Origin of the sequence: Spirillospora sp. CA-294931 (genome assembly GCF_050946795.1) — a bacterium.
Classification (GTDB): domain Bacteria; phylum Actinomycetota; class Actinomycetes; order Streptosporangiales; family Streptosporangiaceae; genus Spirillospora.
On sequence record NZ_CP192006.1, the window covers coordinates 7,136,354 to 7,152,791 of the forward strand.

17 protein-coding genes are annotated in these 16,438 nt (G+C 72.7%); 11 read left to right on the forward strand and 6 right to left on the reverse strand.

Translation table 11 applies throughout. From position 1 onward, the window contains the following. Positions 1 to 8: 8 nt before the first annotated feature. Complete coding sequence (locus ACQPY4_RS32185; protein ID WP_433327306.1) at positions 9 to 614, reverse strand: sigma-70 family RNA polymerase sigma factor; 606 nt, start codon at positions 612 to 614, stop codon at positions 9 to 11. Between the two features lie 327 nt (positions 615 to 941). Between ACQPY4_RS32185 and ACQPY4_RS32190 the strand changes: the two genes are divergently transcribed. Continuing rightward, positions 942 to 1,760 (forward strand): class I SAM-dependent methyltransferase, encoded by an 819-nt coding sequence (locus ACQPY4_RS32190; RefSeq protein ID WP_433327308.1) that lies wholly within the window; start codon positions 942 to 944, stop codon positions 1,758 to 1,760. 377 nt (positions 1,761 to 2,137) lie between these two features. On the opposite strand, the gene ACQPY4_RS32195 is transcribed toward ACQPY4_RS32190, so the two are convergent. Together ACQPY4_RS32195 and ACQPY4_RS32200 are read right to left on the reverse strand one after the other, a co-directional pair. Continuing rightward, on the reverse strand, positions 2,138 to 2,470 hold the full coding sequence (locus tag ACQPY4_RS32195) for a TraR/DksA family transcriptional regulator (protein WP_433327310.1): 333 nt from the start codon (positions 2,468 to 2,470) through the stop codon (positions 2,138 to 2,140). 72 nt (positions 2,471 to 2,542) lie between these two features. Beyond that, on the reverse strand, positions 2,543 to 3,319 hold the full coding sequence (locus ACQPY4_RS32200; protein WP_433327312.1) for an SOS response-associated peptidase: 777 nt from the start codon (positions 3,317 to 3,319) through the stop codon (positions 2,543 to 2,545). An 85-nt stretch (positions 3,320 to 3,404) separates the two neighbouring features. Between ACQPY4_RS32200 and ACQPY4_RS32205 the strand changes: the two genes are divergently transcribed. From ACQPY4_RS32205 to ACQPY4_RS32235, 7 genes are all read left to right on the forward strand, one after another. After that, positions 3,405 to 4,022, forward strand: a complete 618-nt coding sequence (locus tag ACQPY4_RS32205; protein ID WP_433327314.1) for a DoxX family membrane protein — start codon at positions 3,405 to 3,407, stop codon at positions 4,020 to 4,022. 133 nt (positions 4,023 to 4,155) lie between these two features. Beyond that, positions 4,156 to 4,737 carry a sigma-70 family RNA polymerase sigma factor gene (locus ACQPY4_RS32210; RefSeq protein ID WP_433327316.1) on the forward strand — a complete coding sequence of 194 codons (582 nt, stop codon included), beginning with the start codon at positions 4,156 to 4,158 and terminating at the stop codon, positions 4,735 to 4,737. After that, positions 4,734 to 5,456, forward strand: a complete 723-nt coding sequence (locus tag ACQPY4_RS32215; RefSeq protein WP_433327318.1) for an anti-sigma factor family protein — start codon at positions 4,734 to 4,736, stop codon at positions 5,454 to 5,456. Before ACQPY4_RS32210 ends, ACQPY4_RS32215 begins: the two co-directional genes overlap by 4 nt. Positions 5,457 to 5,639: 183 nt before the next feature. Then, positions 5,640 to 7,049 (forward strand): CHRD domain-containing protein, encoded by a 1,410-nt coding sequence (locus ACQPY4_RS32220; protein WP_433327320.1) that lies wholly within the window; start codon positions 5,640 to 5,642, stop codon positions 7,047 to 7,049. Between the two features lie 56 nt (positions 7,050 to 7,105). Next, complete coding sequence (gene aroA, locus ACQPY4_RS32225) at positions 7,106 to 8,374, forward strand: 3-phosphoshikimate 1-carboxyvinyltransferase (RefSeq protein ID WP_433327322.1); 1,269 nt, start codon at positions 7,106 to 7,108, stop codon at positions 8,372 to 8,374. A 17-nt stretch (positions 8,375 to 8,391) separates the two neighbouring features. Continuing rightward, positions 8,392 to 9,384, forward strand: coding sequence for a ribosome small subunit-dependent GTPase A (gene rsgA, locus ACQPY4_RS32230; RefSeq protein ID WP_433327324.1), 993 nt, complete (start codon positions 8,392 to 8,394; stop codon positions 9,382 to 9,384). A 22-nt stretch (positions 9,385 to 9,406) separates the two neighbouring features. Beyond that, positions 9,407 to 10,888, forward strand: a complete 1,482-nt coding sequence (locus ACQPY4_RS32235; RefSeq protein WP_433339120.1) for an FAD-binding oxidoreductase — start codon at positions 9,407 to 9,409, stop codon at positions 10,886 to 10,888. Here the strand turns inward: ACQPY4_RS32235 and ACQPY4_RS32240 are convergent. Next, entirely contained in the window at positions 10,881 to 11,714 is an 834-nt protein-coding gene (locus ACQPY4_RS32240) for a hypothetical protein (protein WP_433327326.1), read from the reverse strand. The two genes, ACQPY4_RS32235 and ACQPY4_RS32240, sit on opposite strands and share 8 nt — an antisense overlap. A gap of 135 nt (positions 11,715 to 11,849) precedes the next feature. On the opposite strand from ACQPY4_RS32240, the gene hisN reads away from it, so the two are divergent. The 3 genes from hisN (at position 11,850) to lhgO (ending at position 14,208) form a co-directional block, all read left to right on the forward strand. Continuing rightward, entirely contained in the window at positions 11,850 to 12,653 is an 804-nt protein-coding gene (gene hisN / locus ACQPY4_RS32245) for a histidinol-phosphatase (protein WP_433327328.1), read from the forward strand. Between the two features lie 161 nt (positions 12,654 to 12,814). Next, positions 12,815 to 13,006: a hypothetical protein gene (locus tag ACQPY4_RS32250; protein ID WP_433327330.1), complete on the forward strand. Its 192-nt coding sequence runs from the start codon at positions 12,815 to 12,817 to the stop codon at positions 13,004 to 13,006. A 23-nt stretch (positions 13,007 to 13,029) separates the two neighbouring features. Next, on the forward strand, positions 13,030 to 14,208 hold the full coding sequence (gene lhgO / locus ACQPY4_RS32255) for an L-2-hydroxyglutarate oxidase (RefSeq protein WP_433339122.1): 1,179 nt from the start codon (positions 13,030 to 13,032) through the stop codon (positions 14,206 to 14,208). Here the strand turns inward: lhgO and ACQPY4_RS32260 are convergent. Then, positions 14,205 to 15,677 carry a carboxylesterase/lipase family protein gene (locus ACQPY4_RS32260; protein WP_433327332.1) on the reverse strand — a complete coding sequence of 491 codons (1,473 nt, stop codon included), beginning with the start codon at positions 15,675 to 15,677 and terminating at the stop codon, positions 14,205 to 14,207. The two genes, lhgO and ACQPY4_RS32260, sit on opposite strands and share 4 nt — an antisense overlap. 48 nt (positions 15,678 to 15,725) lie before the next feature. Continuing rightward, positions 15,726 to 16,352, reverse strand: coding sequence for a TetR/AcrR family transcriptional regulator (locus ACQPY4_RS32265; RefSeq protein ID WP_433327334.1), 627 nt, complete (start codon positions 16,350 to 16,352; stop codon positions 15,726 to 15,728). Positions 16,353 to 16,438 lie beyond the last annotated feature (86 nt).

Consider the following 16,438-nt stretch of genomic DNA (forward strand, 5'->3'; position numbering starts at 1 on the left):
ACGCCGCGTCATGACCGTCCCCCCGACGTGCGGGTCAGGCCCCGGTCCTGAGCGTAGTCCTCCAGCATCCCGCGCAGCTGCCTGCGGCCCCGATGCAGCCTCGACATCACCGTACCGATCGGCGTGCCCATGATGTCGGCGATCTCCTTGTAGGCGAAGCCTTCGACGTCGGCGAGGTACACGGCGATGCGGAACTCCTCCGGAAGCTCCTGGAGGGCGCGCTTGACGTCGGTGTCGGGCAGGTGCTCTAGGGCCTCGGCCTCGGCCGACTTCAGCCCGCTGGAGGTGTGCGACTCGGCCCGCGCCAGCTGCCAGTCCTCGATCTCCTCCGTCGCCGACTGCTGCGGCTGCCGCTGCTTCTTGCGGTAGGAGTTGATGAAGGTGTTGGTCAGGATCCGGTAGAGCCACGCCTTGAGGTTCGTGCCCTCCTTGAACTGATGGAACGACGCGAACGCCTTGGCGAAGGTCTCCTGCACGAGATCCTCGGCGTCCGCCGGGTTGCGCGTCATGCGCAACGCGGCCGAGTACAGCTGGTCTAGGAAAGGGAGCACGTCGCGCTGGAACCGCTCCTGGCGCTGCTCCACGGTTTCCGTGGTGCCCGGAACCTGACCCACCCCCTTGCCTGTGCTGACGCCGGCGGCGTCGTTCGTCACAGACGATATAGGGCCGCGCTGCCTCGGGAAGCCGGTGGGGGCACCCGTGAGAGCCGCGCCTCCTGGATGATCGGCGACGACTGTGGACATCGGTTGCACCTCCGCTGGGCTCAAGCCTTGCTTGTGAGACGGTTCAACGTCACCTCCCGCCGCTCGATTCCCTGGAACGCGTCCGGGCGGCCCGCACGTTGGTTTAACCCTGGCACCCCAATACGGAGGGTGATGCCGGGCCCTCATGGGGAAAGAAGTCACATACACGGCGAGAACAGGAGCAAACAGTTGCTACCGGTGCCGGCGCGACCCCCCGAGCCCTCCATAGCCAGCCTGCGCGACGCTCCGGGCGACGGAGACTCGCTCGCGCAGTACTGGACCTTCTACTGGGCCGTGGCGGCCGCCCAGCTGGCACGCTGGCTTCCCCTGAAACCGGCCCGCGTCCTGGATCTGTCCGGGGCCACCAGCCAGAGCGCCGCCCAGGCCGCCTCGGCGGGCCACTCGGTGCTCCAGGTGCTCGATCCCCACCTCGGCGGGCCCCGCGTCAACGGCCGTCCCCGTCCCCTGCCGCCCCGTCCGGGCGCCGCGCGCAAGCCGATCCCCGGAACCATCCGCAAGGTGATCGCGGAGTCGTCGTCCCTGTCCTTCCTGGCCGACGCCTCCACCGACGCGGTCATCGCCGAGGGCCGCGTCCTGTCCCGCCACCTGGTCACCGAGTCGGCCGTCGGCGAGATCGCCCGCGTCCTGCGCCCCGGCGGCCGCGTCCTGCTCTCGGTGGACTCCCTCACCCTCGGCATGGCCCTGCTCGCCGAGCAGAACTACTGGGCCCACCTCTCGGACGTCCCCAGCGCCGAGGTCGTCCTCGTCCCCTGGCCGGACGGCACCATCACCCGCTGCTTCGGCGCCGAGCAGCTCCGCGAACTCCTCACCGAGGCCGGTCTGGAAGTCGAGTGGATCCGCCCGAGAACCGTTCTGTCGCCGTCCACGGTCGAGCACGTCCTCACCGGCTCCCCACGCTCCCTCACCCGCCTGGTGAGAACCGAGGTCACCTCTCCCCTCGGCGACGAATCCCTGGGAATCCACCTCCTGGCCAGCGCGATCCGCCCCCACCCCTGACCACAAAGACAGACAGGCGAGGAGCGCGTTGGGCGCCGCTCCGCGCCGCCCAACGCACAGGCCCACGCCGCACGAGCCCCTCCCGTTATGCGCTGCACACGTCCCGCGCAGCCGCGCGAGGACCTAAGCCGCTGGAGAGGCGCGAACGGCGCCGCTCCAGCAACGAAGCCGTGACCAGCGCCACCGCACCAGCCGACGAGGGCCTGAGGCACTGGGGCGGCGCGAACGACCTCGCTCCGGCGGCGAGGCCAGGGTCCGCGCCACCACACCAAGCGGACGAGCCCCAAGGCGCCGGGCGGCGCCAACGACGCCGCTCCGGTGACACGGCCGGCATCCGCGCAGCCGCGTCACCTCAGCGGGCGGTTGCGCTGCGGGGGTCAGCGGTGGGATTTGTCGTGTTTGGTTTGGCAGGCCAGGCAGCGGGCGGCGTCGGGGCGGGCTTCCAGGCGGCCTTCGGGGACGGTGGCACCGCAGCCCAGGCACTGGCCGTAGGTGCCCGCGTTGAGGCGGTCGAGGGCGGCGGCCACCGCGCGGCGGTGGTCCTGCATCGACTCCAGGGCGGCCTCGACGCGGTCGCTGTCGGACAGGAGGGCGCCGGCGTCGGCGGGCGAGTTGTCGCGCTCGGGGTGCTCGCCCTTGAGGATCGCGATCGAGCGGTCCAGGTCGGTGAGCATGGCCTCTAGCCGGGCCCGCGCGGTGGCGATGTCCACGTGTTCCGAGCTCCTCCCGGTGACGGCCCCGGGCGAGGGGGGTGCGGCTCCGACCGTGGACGCGGACGGCGGTCAGAACAGGCTGTCGGAATGGTTGCCAGAACTATCCCCGTTTGTCGAGGGTTTTACGAGTTCTGGTCCGTTGTTTCTGACGTTGTTGACCGCCTTGGATACGGGGAAGGCGAGCATGGTTCCGGACATGGCCGGGGTCAGGAGGCCGCGGACCTGGTCGGTGTCGGTGAGGGTCGGGTCGAGCCAGGCGTCCCAGCGGTCGGGCTCGACGATCATGGGCATGCGGTCGTGGATGCGGCCGAGGTCGTCGGGGGCGTCGGTGGTGATGACCGTGCAGGTCCAGATCCACTCGTCCTCGGGCGACTTCCACAGCTCGTAGAGGCCGGCCATGGCCATGATCGAGCCGTCTTTGGGCTGGATGTAGAAGGGCTGCTTCTGGGGCTTGCCCTTCTTCTTCTCGGTCTGCGCCGGGTCGGTTTCGAGGGTGTACCACTCGAAGTAGCCGTCGGCGGGCAGCAGGCAGCGGCGCTTGGCGAAGGCGCGGCGGTAGGACGGTTTCTCGTGCGCCGTCTCGACCCGCGCGTTGATCATGCGGGAGCCGATCGAGAGGTCCTTGGCCCAGGACGGCACCAGCCCCCACCGTAGGGTGCGCAGCTGACGTTGGGCCTCGGCGTCTTCGGGGGCGTCCTTGGGCGCCCGGACCAGGACGGCGGGCACCTCCTTGGTCGGCGCGACGTTGTAGTCGGGCTCGAGCTCCTGTCCGACCGCGTCGAGCTGGACCTGGAACTGGTCGAGCAGTTCCTGGCGCGCCCTCGCGGTGGCGTATCGACCGCACATGGGGACCATCCTGCCCAATGCCACGGACAGAATCGGCCGGACTGCACCGTGCTTGACCTTCGGCACGTTGGGCATGTAGCCCAGCATGCGACCCATCACGACCCTGGCCCGCCCGTTGGTGGCGGCCCCGTACATCATCACCGGCCTGGAGACGCTGCGCGACCCGCGTGCCCGCGCCGAGGAGGTGGCCCCGACGGTCAAGCCCATCGCCGACCGGCTCGACTGGCTGCCGACCAAGGACCCGGAGACCCTGGTGCGGATCCAGGGCGCGCTCAGCCTCGGAACGGGGGCGCTGCTGCTCACCGGCAGGTTCCGCCGACTGACCACGCTGCTGCTCGCGGCGCAGCTCGTGCCCGCGCTGGCCACCGAGCACCGCTACTGGACCGAGGACGACCCCGAACGCCGCGCCAACGAGCGCTCGCACCTGCTGAAGAACGCGAGCCTGTTCGGGGCGCTGCTGATGGTGGCGTCCGGGCCGAGCCGCTCGCAGCGCGCCGCGCACCTGATGCGCAAGGCGCGCGAGACGCAGATCAAGGCGGGCGCCGAGACCAAGGCGGTGCGCAGGCAGACGGCGGCGGAGATCAAGAACGCGCGCAAGGAGGCGGCCCGGCAGGTGCGGGACGCCCGGCGCCAGGGCGCCCTTAAGGCGGCCAAAGCCAGGTCGGGCAAGGGTTCCAAGGTCATGAAGGCCGTCAGGCGCTGACGGCCGGGGCGCGTTCCCGAAGGGAACCTTAAATTCGCCTCAAATCCGTTGAACCTCGCGCCGGGACGGGCCCGTACTGCCTCGTGACCGCCCGATTCGTCATGGGCACACCCGACCACGGAGACGCCCGGCCATGGCAGCACCTGGAACCGCCGGTCGCGCGCCCGGAGGGCTGCGGAAGCTCATCCGCCGTCCCCGGCCCGCGCCGGACGCCGACGAGCAGATCGTCACCGAGCTGTACCGCGAGTACCACCGGCCGCTGCTGGCCTTCGTCCTGCGGCTGACGGCCGGTGACCGGCAGTGGGCCGAGGACGTGGTCCAGGAGACCATGATCAGGGCCTGGCGGAGCGCCGGCCGCCTGGACGACAGGACGACCTCACTGATGCCCTGGCTGGCCACGGTGGCCCGGCGTATCGTGATCGACAACCGGCGGTACCGCGAGGTCCGGCCGCCCGAGGTCGGCGACGGCCCCCTGGAGTACCTGCCGATGGCGGACGAGATGGACGGCCTCCTGCACAAGGTGGTCGTGACCGAGGCGTTGAATTCCCTGTCGCCCGCGCATCGGGAGATCCTCACCGAGACGGTGCTGCGCGACCGCACGGTCAACCAGGCCGCGCAGATACTCGAAATTCCGGCCGGGACGGTCAAATCCCGCGTTTATTATGCGCTGCGCGCTTTGCGCGTCGCATTGGAAGAAAGGGGGGTGAAGGCGTGACCTCTCAAGTGGACCACACCGACGTCGGCGCCTATGCCCTGGGTCTTCTCGAAGAGGACGACCGGCGGGCCTTCGAGGCGCATCTGGAGAACTGCCCGTCGTGCGTCGCCGAGCTCGGTGAACTGGCGGGGACGGCCGGGGCGCTGGGCGAGCTCGGCGAGTTCGCCGCCGCCCTGGACGCGCCCGAACCCGAGGAGCCGCCCGCCGCGGTGATCGACATGATGCACCACCGCAACCGGGCCGACCGGCGGCGGCGTCGCGGCACGGTCGTGATCGGCACGGCCGCGGCGGCCGCGCTGCTGGCGTCCGGCGTCGTGGTGGGGACGGCGCTGAACAACGACGACGACGGCCGCGGGGCCGGGCACTCCGCGCACGGTCCGGCCCAGGCCCTGGTCATCTGGGGTGAGCGCCGTACGGGGAACGACTCCGGGACGGGCGCGTCCGGTGTGGTCGGCCTGGAGGGCAAGGCGTGGGGGACGCATGTGGGGCTGGAGCTGAAGGGCGTCCGAGGCCCGCTGAAGTGCCGCCTCGAGGCCGTGTCCCGCACCGGTGAGCGTTCGGTCGTCACCGGCTGGCGTGTCCCGGGCCAGGGGTACGGCGTGCCGGGCTCTCCCAAGCCGCTCATCACGCACGGCGGGACGTCGATCCCGCGCAACGAGATCGCCCGTTTCGAGGTGAAGGTCGAGGGCGGCGGGACGCTGCTCACCATCCCGGTCTGATTTCACCGTTTCCGAGGCCGCCCGGCATCCGCCGGGCGGCCTTTCTTTTGCAACCCGTTGAACCCTCAACAGACGTCCCGCCGTGCATCAGGATGCGGGGCCGGACGGCCCCGCCGCCGCCATTCTGGAGAGACCACCGGAACGGATCGGTGAACGGCCCTAGAGACCAGGGGTTGAATTCAGATGACCATTCGCAAGTTCGTGCTGCCCACCGTTTCCGCCGCCGCGCTCGTCGCGATGGGGGCGGTCGGCGTGACCGCGGCGAACGCCCTCGGCGACTCCGAGCAGGCGCGCCACGGCTCGGGCCACGGCCACGCGGCGCAGCCCGTCTCCGCCGAACTGCCGGTCGACGAGGCGCCCAGCGGGACGGTCACCTACCTCGCGGCGAGCCTCCAGGGCCGCAACGAGGTCCCGGCGGCCGACGGCTCGGCGGTCGGCGACCGGGACGGGCGCGCCCACGCGGTCCTCCGGATCCAGGGTGACCGGGTCTGGTACGCGCTGCGCTGGCAGAACATCGCCGCGCCGACGGCGGGTCACATCCACCTGGGCGCCCGGGGCGTGAACGGCGCGGTCAAGGTCCCGTTCTTCGCGGGCACGCTGCCCGGATCGGCGCGTGCCGTGGCCGGTTCCGTCCAGGTGACCGACAAGGAGACGCTGAAGCAGATCAAGGACAACGCCAACGGGTTCTACGCCAATCTCCACACGGCCGACTTCCCCGGGGGCGCCGTCCGCGGCCAGTTGCACCGGCTGAACCGTCCCGCCGACCTGAACGGCGTCCTGCGGGGAAGTTCCGCGGCGACGCTCCAGGCCCTCGGGGACGGCGCCCAGGAGGTTCCGGCCAAGGACGGCAAGGCCACCGGCGACCCCGACGGGCGCTCCACCGCGTTCGCTCGCAGCCATGACGGCATGGTCTCGTGGGGCTTCACCTGGTCGGCGGTGTCACCGCCCACGCTCGGCCACATCCACAGAGGCGCCAGGGGCGCCAACGGGCCCGTCGCCGCCGACCTGTTCGCCGCGCCGCAGGGCCTCCCGGCCACGGTCACCGGCCTAGCGGGCATGACGCCGGTCAAGCACGGGGTGGCGAGCCAGATCATGCGGCGTCCCGCCGACTTCTACACCAACCTGCACACGGCCGAGTTCCCCGGGGGCGCGGTGCGGGGGCAGCTCGCCCCGGCCAGCGGCGCGGCCGTGCGCGCGTCCCTGAAGCCCGTGCTCCAGGGAGCGCAGGTCTACCGCTGCACCCTGCAGGCCGACGGCACCTTCGCCTTCACCCAGGACAACGTCAGAGCCGTCCTGGAGGACGGCATCGCGCACACCTTCGTCCAGCCCGGCCCGCAGGGACCGCCGCAGTGGGTCGCCCCCGACCGCTCCGCGGTGACGGGCAAGGCGGTCGCCAGGACGCCCAACGGTGCCGCGAACATCCCCGAGCTCGTCCTGGACGCGACCAAGTCGGGCGCGGACAAGGGACTGTTCTCCGGCACCCAGCAGATCCTGCGCCTGAACACCATCGGCGGGGTCGCGCCCAAGGGAACCTGTGCGCCGTCCAGCCTCGCCAAGGTCCCCTACAAGGCCGACTACCTCTTCCTCGACTAGAACGCCTGCCGTAATCGGGACGCCGGTCGCCACCGGCGTCCCGATAGCCTTGTTCCATGCCGTCTCCGCCCTGGTCCACGCCCCACGCCTCGGCCCCGATCGACGCGACCGTGCCCCTGCCCGGCTCCAAGTCGATGACCAACCGGGCCTTGATCCTCGCCGCGCTCGCCGACGGGCCCACCCGGGTCGTCCGGCCGCTGCGCAGCCGCGACACCCTGCTGATGGCCGAGGCGCTGCGCGCGCTCGGCGTCTCGGTCCGGGAGGACGAGGACGACTGGCAGGTCCTGCCCGGCGAGCTGACCGGCCCGGTCCAGGTCGACGTCGGCCTGGCGGGCACCGTGATGCGCTTCCTGCCCCCCGTCGCCGCCCTCGCGGACGGCGACATCGCCATCGACGGCGACCCCCGCGCGCGCGAGCGGCCGATGGGCCCCATCATCGACGCCCTGCGCGCACTTGGCGCCGACATAGACGACGGCAAGCGCGGCTCCCTCCCCTTCATCGTTCGCGGTACGGGCGCCGTGCCGGGCGGGTCGGTGACGATCGACGCCTCCGGCTCGTCCCAGCTGATCTCGGGCCTCCTGCTCGCCGCGCCCCGCTTCGCCCGGGGCGCCGAGATCAGGCACGAGGGGCCGCCCGTCCCGTCCGCGCCGCACCTGGCCATGACCGTCGAGATGCTGCGCGAGGCGGGCGTCACCGTTGAGACGGGCCCGGACGTCTGGCGCGTCGCCCCGGGTCCGGTCGAGGCCCGCGAGTGGGTCATCGAGCCCGATCTGTCCAACGCCGCGCAGTTCCTCGGCGCCGCCCTGGTCACCGGCGGCCGGGTGACCGTGCCCGGCTGGCCCGGCACGACCTCACAGCCGGGCGACGCCCTGCGCGAACTGCTGGCGGCGATGGGCGCCGAGGTGGCCTCCGGCCCCGACGGCCTGACCGTGCGCGGCACCGGCACCTTCCAGGGTCTGGACGCCGACCTGCACGAGGTGGGCGAGCTGACTCCCGTCCTGGGGGCGCTGGCGGCCCTGGCGGGCTCGCCGTCCCGGCTGACCGGCATCGCGCATCTGCGCGGCCACGAGACCGACCGGCTGGCGGCCCTGGTCGCCGAGATCAACGCGCTCGGCGGCGACGCCCGCGAGCTGGACGACGGCCTGGAGATCCGTCCCCGCCCCCTGCGCGCGGGGATCTTCCACACCTACGACGACCACCGGATGGTGATGGCCGCGGCCGTCCTGGGGCTGGCGGTTCCCGGCATCGAGGTGGAGAATCCCGCAACGGTGGGCAAGACACTTCCAGGCTTCACCGAGCTGTGGACCGAGATGATCGACCCGTGATGAGGGAGACCGTGTAGTTGGCACGCCGAACGCGCGACTACGACGAGGACGACGTCCGGGTGCGCCCGAGCCGCCGGGGCACGCGGCCGCGCACCCGGAACCGTCCCGCGCACGAGGACGCCGAGAGCGGCCTGGTCACCGCCGTCGACCGGGGCCGCTACCGCTGCCTGGTCGGCGACCGCCCGGTGACCGCGATGCGCGCGCGCGAACTGGGCCGCAAGGGCGTGGTGGTCGGCGACCGCGTGGCGATCGTGGGCGATGTCTCGGGCAACCCCGACACCCTCGCGCGCATCGTCCGGGTGGAGCCGCGCACCTCGTCCCTGCGCCGCACGGCCGACGACACCGACCCGTTCGAGCGGATCATCGTCGCCAACGCCGACCAGCTGGTGATCGTCACCGCGCTGGCCGACCCCGAGCCCCGTCCGCGCATGATCGACCGGTGCCTGGTCGCCGCCTACGACGCGGGCATGGCCCCGCTGCTGTGCCTCACCAAGGCCGATCTCGCCGCCCCGGACACGCTGGTCTCGGAGTACGCGCCGCTGGGCGTTCGGTACTGGGTGACCGAGCGCGGCGGCGAGCTGACCGGCCTGCGCGAGCAGCTCAGGGGCCGCACCAGCGTCCTGGTCGGCCACTCGGGCGTCGGCAAGTCCACCCTGGTCAACGCGCTGGTGCCGGACGCCGAACGCGCGGTCAGCCATGTCAACGCCGTCACCGGCCGGGGCCGCCACACCTCCTCGTCCGCGATCGCCCTGGAGCTTCCGGACGGCGACGGCTGGATCATCGACACCCCGGGCGTGCGCAGCTTCGGGCTGGCCCACGTCCGTCCCGAGAACGTCATCGGCGCCTTCGACGACCTCGCCGAGGGCGCCGCGGAACGCTGCCCGTCCCAGTGCGACCATCTCCAGGACTCCTGCGGCCTGGACGCCTGGGTCCGCGAGGGTCATGCCAGCCAGGCCCGCCTCGACTCCCTGCGCCGCCTCCTGGGCGCCCGCGAGGAAACCCCCGACTGACGTGGAGCGGCGCGCGTTGCTCGTGGGAGCGCTCGGGCTGGCCGTCCCGGGCTGCTCGGACGGGTCCGGCCCGCCGAAGCCACCGGCGAGGCCGAGGCCGAGCGCCAGTCCGGCGCCGACCGGGCCGGCCGACTGGAACGCGCTGGCGCGGGGGCTGGACGGGCGGCTGATCCGTCCGGGCGAGGTCGCCTACGCCCGCGCGCGGCGGCTCTACATCCCGCGTTTCGACCGGGTCCGTCCCGCCGGGATCGCCTATTGCGAGGGCCCGGACGACGTCGCCGAGTGCGTGGCGTTCGCGTCCCGTATGCGCCTGCCGGTCGCGGTGCGCAGCGGCGGCCACGGCTATGCGGGCTGGTCGACGGGCACCGGCCTGGTCATCGACGTGTCCCCGATGGACGCGGTCAAGGCGGGCGGCGGCCGGGCCACCGTGGGAGCGGGCACCCGGCTCATCGACCTCTACGACCGGCTCGCGTCCGAGGGCGTGGGCGTCCCGGCGGGCACCTGCCCGACGGTCGGCGTGGCCGGGCTCGCGCTGGGCGGCGGCCTGGGCGTGGAGTCGCGCGCCTACGGGCTGACCTGCGACGTCCTGGAGTCGGTCACGGTGGTCACGGCCGACGGCCGGGTCCGGGTCTGCGACGCCCGCCGGGACGCCGAGCTGTTCTGGGCGTGCCGGGGCGGCGGCGGTGGCAACTTCGGCGTCGCGGTGGAGTTCGCCTTCCGCACCCACGAGGTCGGGGACGTCACGCCGTTCGACCTGCGCTGGCCCTGGTCGAAGGCCGCCGACGTGCTGCGGGGCTGGCAGCGGTGGGCGCCCGCCGCCCCGGACGAGGTATGGACGAGCGTCCAGCTCAACACCGAGCCCGGCGGCCCGGCGCCGACCGTCGACATCACCGGCCTCGCCCTCGCCCACGCCGGACGCCACATGGACGCCCTGGTCGCCGCCATCGGCACCGACCCGGACGAGCGCGGCGGCACAAGCCGCCCCTACCTGGACGCGATGAAGCTCACGGGCGGCTGCCAGGGCCAGTCCGTCGCCGAGTGCCATGCGGCGGGCGATCTACCCGGCCAGCGCCGCGACGGCCGATTCCCGCGCACCGACTACGCGGGCAAGTCGCACCTGGCGCGCCGTCCGCTGCCGGACACCGCGATCGAGGCCCTGCTCGCGCGGTTCGCCGAGGGCAACCAGACCGGCGGGCGCTCGGTGCTCATGGACGCGATGGGCGGCGCGATCGGCCGGATCCGGCCGGACGGCACGGCCTTCCCGCATCGCGGCGCCCTGTTCTGCGCGCAGTACCTGGCCGACGCCGGGGATCTGCGCTGGCTGCGCGAGACCCACCGGACGATGGAACCCCACATGGGCGGCGCCGCCTACGTCAACTACATCGACCCCGAGCTCAAGGGCTGGCAGCAGGCGTATTACGGCGGGAACCTGCCCCGCCTGGCCAAGGCCAAGGCCGCCTACGACCCGCGGGGCCTCTTCCGCTTCCCGCAGGCGGTCAGCTGAGCTCGTCCATGATCGCGCGGGCCCTGGCCTCGGCCTCGTTCAGCACCTTGACATGCTCGGGCGCCAGCTCCTCGACGCAGAGCGTCATCGCATTGGTGACCTGGCTGAACGCGCACTCCTCGGCGCCGCGCAGCGCGGCGCGGACACCGGCCGAGCGGGCCCCGAGCGTCGCCCACTCCAGTTCGAGCCGGGCGACCGACTCGTCGAAGACACGCGTGGTCTCGGTGCCGGACTCCTGAAGCTGCGCAGGGATGGGCCCGCGCCCGGCCTTGCGGGCGCGCGTGGACAGCGCGGAGATGCGGCTGGCCAGCGTGAGGCCCTCGCGGGCCATCGGGAGCACGTCGTGGATCAGGTCGGTGACGGCCTTGGCGAGCTCTTCCACGCGAGTCAGGAGGGTCTGGGTGGCGTCCTCCAGGGCCGTGGAGGTGCGCGCGGCGACCTCCTCGGCGACGCGGAGCCGCTGCCGGTCGAGCACCGGCACGATCTCGGCGTCGAGCCTGCGCCGCAGTTCGCGGGCGTCCTCGCCGTCCTTCTCGCCGGGCCACAGGGCCCAGATCCGTTCGAGGCGTTCCTGCCCGGAGGCGGTGATCTCGGCGGTGATCTCGTCGAGGGCCTCGCTCGCGCGGGCCTTCAGCCGCTCCACCCGTCCGTACAGCGCCTCCCTCTTGAACGGGTCGTTGAGCTCGTTGAGCAGGGTCTGGAGCCGCCGGGACACGTCGATGGCGTGCTCGGCGAGCGGGACGAGGCGGTCGGCGAGCTCGTCGAGCGTGGTGGCACGGCGAGGGTCGGTCAGCTCGGCCACCCACCCGGGAAGGTCCTGGGGCATGGGGCCATGCTCCCACTGCCGAGGCCCCCGAGGGGCTCACGACGCCCCGCGCGGGGCCGCCTGTCCTGCCCGGGGCGGGCATTCCGGCCGGTAAGTGTGTCGGCGCACCTCGTGATCACGGTAGCGTGGCACGCCGTGGCGGGCTATTCCGATGACCTGCGTCTCGCGCATGTTCTGGCGGACGGGGCCGATGACATCACGACCAAGCGCTTTCGCGCGCTCGATCTCGCCGTCGAGACCAAGCCCGACCTGACGCCGGTGAGCGACGCCGACCGCAGTGTCGAGGAGCAGATCCGCGGCACGCTCAAGCGCGCGCGTCCGCGCGACGCGATCCTGGGCGAGGAGTACGGCCGGACGGGGTACGGGCAGCGCTGCTGGATCATCGACCCGATCGACGCCACCAAGAACTTCGTGCGCGGCGTCCCCGTGTGGGCGACGCTGATCGCGCTGATGGAGGGCGACGAGGTCGTCGTCGGCATGGTCTCGGCGCCCGCGCTCAACCGGCGCTGGTGGGCCGCGCGCGGCGGCGGCGCCTGGACGGGCCGGAGCCTGGCCCGCGCGTCCCGTATGCAGGTGTCGCAGGTCGCGGAGCTCTCCGACGCCTCGCTGTCGTTCTCCAGCCTCGGCGGCTGGGAGGAGCAGGACCGTCTCGACCGTTTCCTCGACCTGACCCGCGCGGTGTGGCGGACGCGGGCGTTCGGCGACTTCTGGTCGCACATGATGGTCGCCGAGGGCGCCATCGACATCTCCACCGAGCCCGAGGTCTCGCTGTGGGACCTGGCGGCCCTCCAGGTGATCGTGGAGGAGGCGGGCGGCATGTTCACCGACCTGTCGGGCGTCCCGGGCCCGGACGGCGGCAGCGTGGTCTGCACCAACGGCCTCCTGCACGCCGACGTCCTGCGCACGCTCGGCGGCGGCCAGCTCTCCCTGCGCATCTGAATCGCCCACCCGGGCCAGGCGAAGATCAGGAGCCGGGCGGAATTCACCTGCCCGGGGACTAACATTCGCGGGATCGCGATATATCGTGGATTGACGGCCAGATTCGGAACCACCGCCCCGCCGTGGCCGTTGGCCGGTCAAGAGCCCTCGGAGGTGCAAGTATGTCCGGAAAGGTCGTTTACTTCGTCGGTGGCGTGGCCGTCACCCTGATCGTCCTCAACATCTTCGGCACGCTGATCGCGTCGCTGATCCTGCTCGGGATCATCGCGGTGCCCGTCGCCGGCTACCTGATGCTCGACCCGTCCCAGCGCAAGCGCGTCCGTGGCCAGGCCCGCAAGCGCATCGGGAGCTGACCGTCCTCTAGATTCCCCCTGTGATGCGAATCGGGGTGGTGGGGGCCGGGATCCTCGGCCTGGCGGTCGCGCGGCGGCTCGGCGAGGTCCGGCCGGACGCGCGGGTCACGGTGCTCGACAAGGAGGACCGGGTCGCCGCCCACCAGACCGGGCACAACAGCGGGGTCGCGCACGCGGGCCTCTACTACGCGCCCGGCTCGCTCAAGGCCACGCTGTGCCGCCGGGGAGTCGGGCTGCTCAAGGAGTACTGCGCCCAGCGCGGCCTGCCCTACGACGAGTGCGGCAAGGTCGTGGTGGCCCGCGACGCCGCCGAACTGCCGGCGCTCGACGCGATCGAGCGCCGCGCCGCCGCCAACGGCGTCCCGGGCCTGCGCCGGCTGGACGCCGCCGCGCTGCGCGAGATCGAGCCGCACGCCGCGGGCGTGGCCGCGCTGCACTCCCCCACCACCGCGATCGTCGACTTCCCCGCGATCGCTCGCGCCTACGCCGACGACGTGGTCAAGGCCGGGGGCGAGCTGAGGCTGGGCTTCGAGGTCGTGCGGCTGCGCCGGTCGGGCGAGCGGGTGCTCGTGGCGTCCCCGGACGAGCAACTCGGCTTCGACCGCCTGGTGGTCTGTGCCGGGCTCCAGTCCGACCGGCTGGCCCGGCTGGCGGGCGACTCCCCCGCCCCCGCGATCGTCCCGTTCCGGGGCGAGTACTACCGCCTGGCCCGCCCCGACCTGGTCAACGGCCTGATCTATCCCGTGCCCGACCCGCGCTACCCGTTCCTCGGCGTCCACTTCACCCGCCGGGTGGACGGCGGCGTGGACGTCGGCCCCAACGCCGTGCTCGCCCTGGCCCGCGAGGGCTACCGGCGCCGCGACGTGCGGCCGTCCGACCTGCTGGAGACGCTGCGCTGGCCGGGCTTCCGCCGCCTCGCCCGCCGCCACTGGCGCACCGGCCTGAAGGAGCTGTACGGCTCGGCGTCCAAACGAGCCTTCGCCGCCGAGGCACGCGCGTTCGTCCCCGAGGTGACCGCCGCCGACCTGGTTCCCGCGCCCGCCGGGGTCCGCGCCCAGGCCGTCGACCCCGACGGCTCCCTGGTCGACGACTTCCGCATCGGCCGCCTCGGCCCGATCGTCACCGTCCGCAACGCCCCGTCCCCCGCCGCGACGTCCTCCCTCGCCATCGCCGACCACATCGTCGACGAGCTGGAGCTCTAGGTCCAAAGTTTGCGGTCGTCGCCTCGGGGGTCGTGCTGGACGGGGTTCGCGGCGGCGTCGAAGATCTTGACCGCGCGGGCACCGGGGTCGAAGCGCTCCCAGCCGGGGTCGCCGGTGACGGCGAAGTCGAGCCAGGCCCGGTGCATGGCCTCGGCCAGCTCTCGGGGAGGGTTGTCGCCGGCCAGGGCCCGGGACTCCTCGACGTGCAGGTTGTCGAAGACGAAGCCCAGCTCCAGCGCGTGCGCGGCGCCCAGGTCGTGGTTGGGCGACTCCCAGGCGAACTCGTACATCCAGGTCGCCCCGCCGGACGTTGCGTGCGCGTCGGCCGTGCGGTTGGCCGGGACGCGGAAGACGTGCTCGGTCAGCAGGACGGCCAGCAGCTCGCCCGCCGTGAGGGCGGGGTGGCGGTCGCGGTAGGCCTCGCAGATCGACTGCGGGATGCCCATGCCCCGCGCCACGGGCCCGACCAGGTCGTCGGAGAGCAGCCCGGCCAGCCCGTTGGGCATCAGGAACAGCCGGAACTCCTCGGCATTGGAGCCGATGAGCAGGTCGACGCCGCGTCCGGCGCCGGCGGCGATGGCGTCCTGGGGAAGGACGTGCAGCAGCTCGCCGTCCAGCACCGGGGTGTGCGACATGGCTCCGGCGGCCGTCGTGGCGCCCCAGCGGCCCGGGTCGGGCAGCGCGGCGACCTCGGTGGCCACGGCCGACTGGATCGGGATGATCGCGGCGGGGTCGAGGGACGCGAAGCCCTCGGCGGTGGGCTCGACGCCCAGCCGCGCGGCCAGCTCGGCGGTCACGAGCAGGGCGTCCTGCGGAGTCTGGGCGAGGCTGCCCGCTCCGCTCTGCGCGATGGCGCGGTGGAAGAGGCCGAGGTCGAGCGAGAGCAGGGCGGTGACGCTCATCGCGCCCGCCGACTCCCCGAAGACCGTGACGCGGGACGGGTCGCCGCCGAAGGCCGCGATGTTGTCGCGCACCCACTCCAGGGCTGCGATCTGGTCGAGCAGCCCGCGGTTGCAGGGGGCGCCGGGCAGGTTGGCGAAGCCCTCGACGCCCAGCCGGTAGTTGAGGGTCACGCAGACGACGCCGTCGCGCGCGAAATTGGCCCCGTTGTAGACCTCGACGGCCCCCGACCCGTTGCGGAACGCGCCGCCGTGGATCCACACCATCACGGGCAGGGCGGCGTCGCTTCCTAGCGCGGTCGTCCAGACGTTGAGGTTGAGGCAGTCGTCGCCCGCGATGATCGGGTCGGGCAGGAGGCGGTCGTACGGCCGGGGGTAGCGAGGCTTGGGCGCGGTCGGGCCGTAGGCGACGGCGTCGCGCACGCCGTCCCACGGCTCGGGCGGGCTCGGCGGGCGGAAGCGGCGCGGGCCGAACGGGGGCGCCGCGTACGGGATTCCCAGGAAGGCCGAGACACCGTCCTCGGTCCTGCCGCGGACCTTGCCGTGCGCCGTCTGGACGACCGGCCCCATGCGCGCCTCCGAGATATTAGAACCAAGTTCGACTCAGAGGGTACGACGTCACTCCGGGCGGCGCAGCATCCGGGTCAGGTACTCGCGCGCGAACGCCCGCGCCGACGCGTCGTCGTCGAGCGCGAGGCCGCCGCCCGGGACGAGCACCAGCGACATCGCGACCCGGAGCAGGACCTCGGAGGCGACCTCGAAGTCGTCCGCGCCGTCCGGCCAGGCCCGGCGCAGCCGTTCGGCGATGATCCCGCGCGCGGCGATCATGACCTCGCCCCCGTTCATGCTCAGCTGGGGCAGGAAGATCTCCGGCTCGCTCTGGAGGACGCGCGACAGCAGCGGGTTGGCCCGGACGTCGCGCAGGCCGACCACGAAGCCCTCGACGAGCGCGTCGCGCGCCGTGGGCAGGCCCTCGGTCGCCTCGGCGATGGAGGTCAGGAACCGCCGCATCTCGCGCAGGATGACCGCCTGGAGGAGCTGGTCCTTGTTGGTGAAGCGGCGGTAGATCGTGGTGCGCGCGACCCCGGCGCGCTTGGCGACGTCCTCGACGCTCACGCGGCGCAGCCCGTAGGTCTCGAACTCCGCGAGCCCGGCGTCCAGGATGCGGGTGTCGAGCTCGTCCGCGCCGGGGTCGCCGGCCAGCAGCGTGCCCAGCAGGCCGGCCCGCGGAGTCTCCATGGTCATGTCCAAACCCTAGTCGGCGAGGTGTCTCATTGTGACACGCGAGAGGACACAGCTACAATCTTCGTAGTTTTGTTGCTCCATGACCT

Excerpts from the sequence above, each read along its gene's own strand:
- aroA (WP_433327322.1), top strand. The coding sequence starts at position 7,106 with ATGCCGTCTCCGCCCTGGTCCACGCCCCACGCCTCGGCCCCGATCGAC.
- ACQPY4_RS32240 (WP_433327326.1), bottom strand. The coding sequence starts at position 11,714 with ATGCCCCAGGACCTTCCCGGGTGGGTGGCCGAGCTGACCGACCCTCGC.
- ACQPY4_RS32220 (WP_433327320.1), top strand. The coding sequence starts at position 5,640 with ATGACCATTCGCAAGTTCGTGCTGCCCACCGTTTCCGCCGCCGCGCTC.
- ACQPY4_RS32205 (WP_433327314.1), top strand. The coding sequence starts at position 3,405 with ATGCGACCCATCACGACCCTGGCCCGCCCGTTGGTGGCGGCCCCGTAC.
- lhgO (WP_433339122.1), top strand. The coding sequence starts at position 13,030 with ATGCGAATCGGGGTGGTGGGGGCCGGGATCCTCGGCCTGGCGGTCGCG.
- ACQPY4_RS32265 (WP_433327334.1), bottom strand. The coding sequence starts at position 16,352 with ATGACCATGGAGACTCCGCGGGCCGGCCTGCTGGGCACGCTGCTGGCC.
- ACQPY4_RS32210 (WP_433327316.1), top strand. The coding sequence starts at position 4,156 with ATGGCAGCACCTGGAACCGCCGGTCGCGCGCCCGGAGGGCTGCGGAAG.
- ACQPY4_RS32260 (WP_433327332.1), bottom strand. The coding sequence starts at position 15,677 with ATGGGGCCGGTCGTCCAGACGGCGCACGGCAAGGTCCGCGGCAGGACC.
- ACQPY4_RS32200 (WP_433327312.1), bottom strand. The coding sequence starts at position 3,319 with ATGTGCGGTCGATACGCCACCGCGAGGGCGCGCCAGGAACTGCTCGAC.
- ACQPY4_RS32250 (WP_433327330.1), top strand. The coding sequence starts at position 12,815 with ATGTCCGGAAAGGTCGTTTACTTCGTCGGTGGCGTGGCCGTCACCCTG.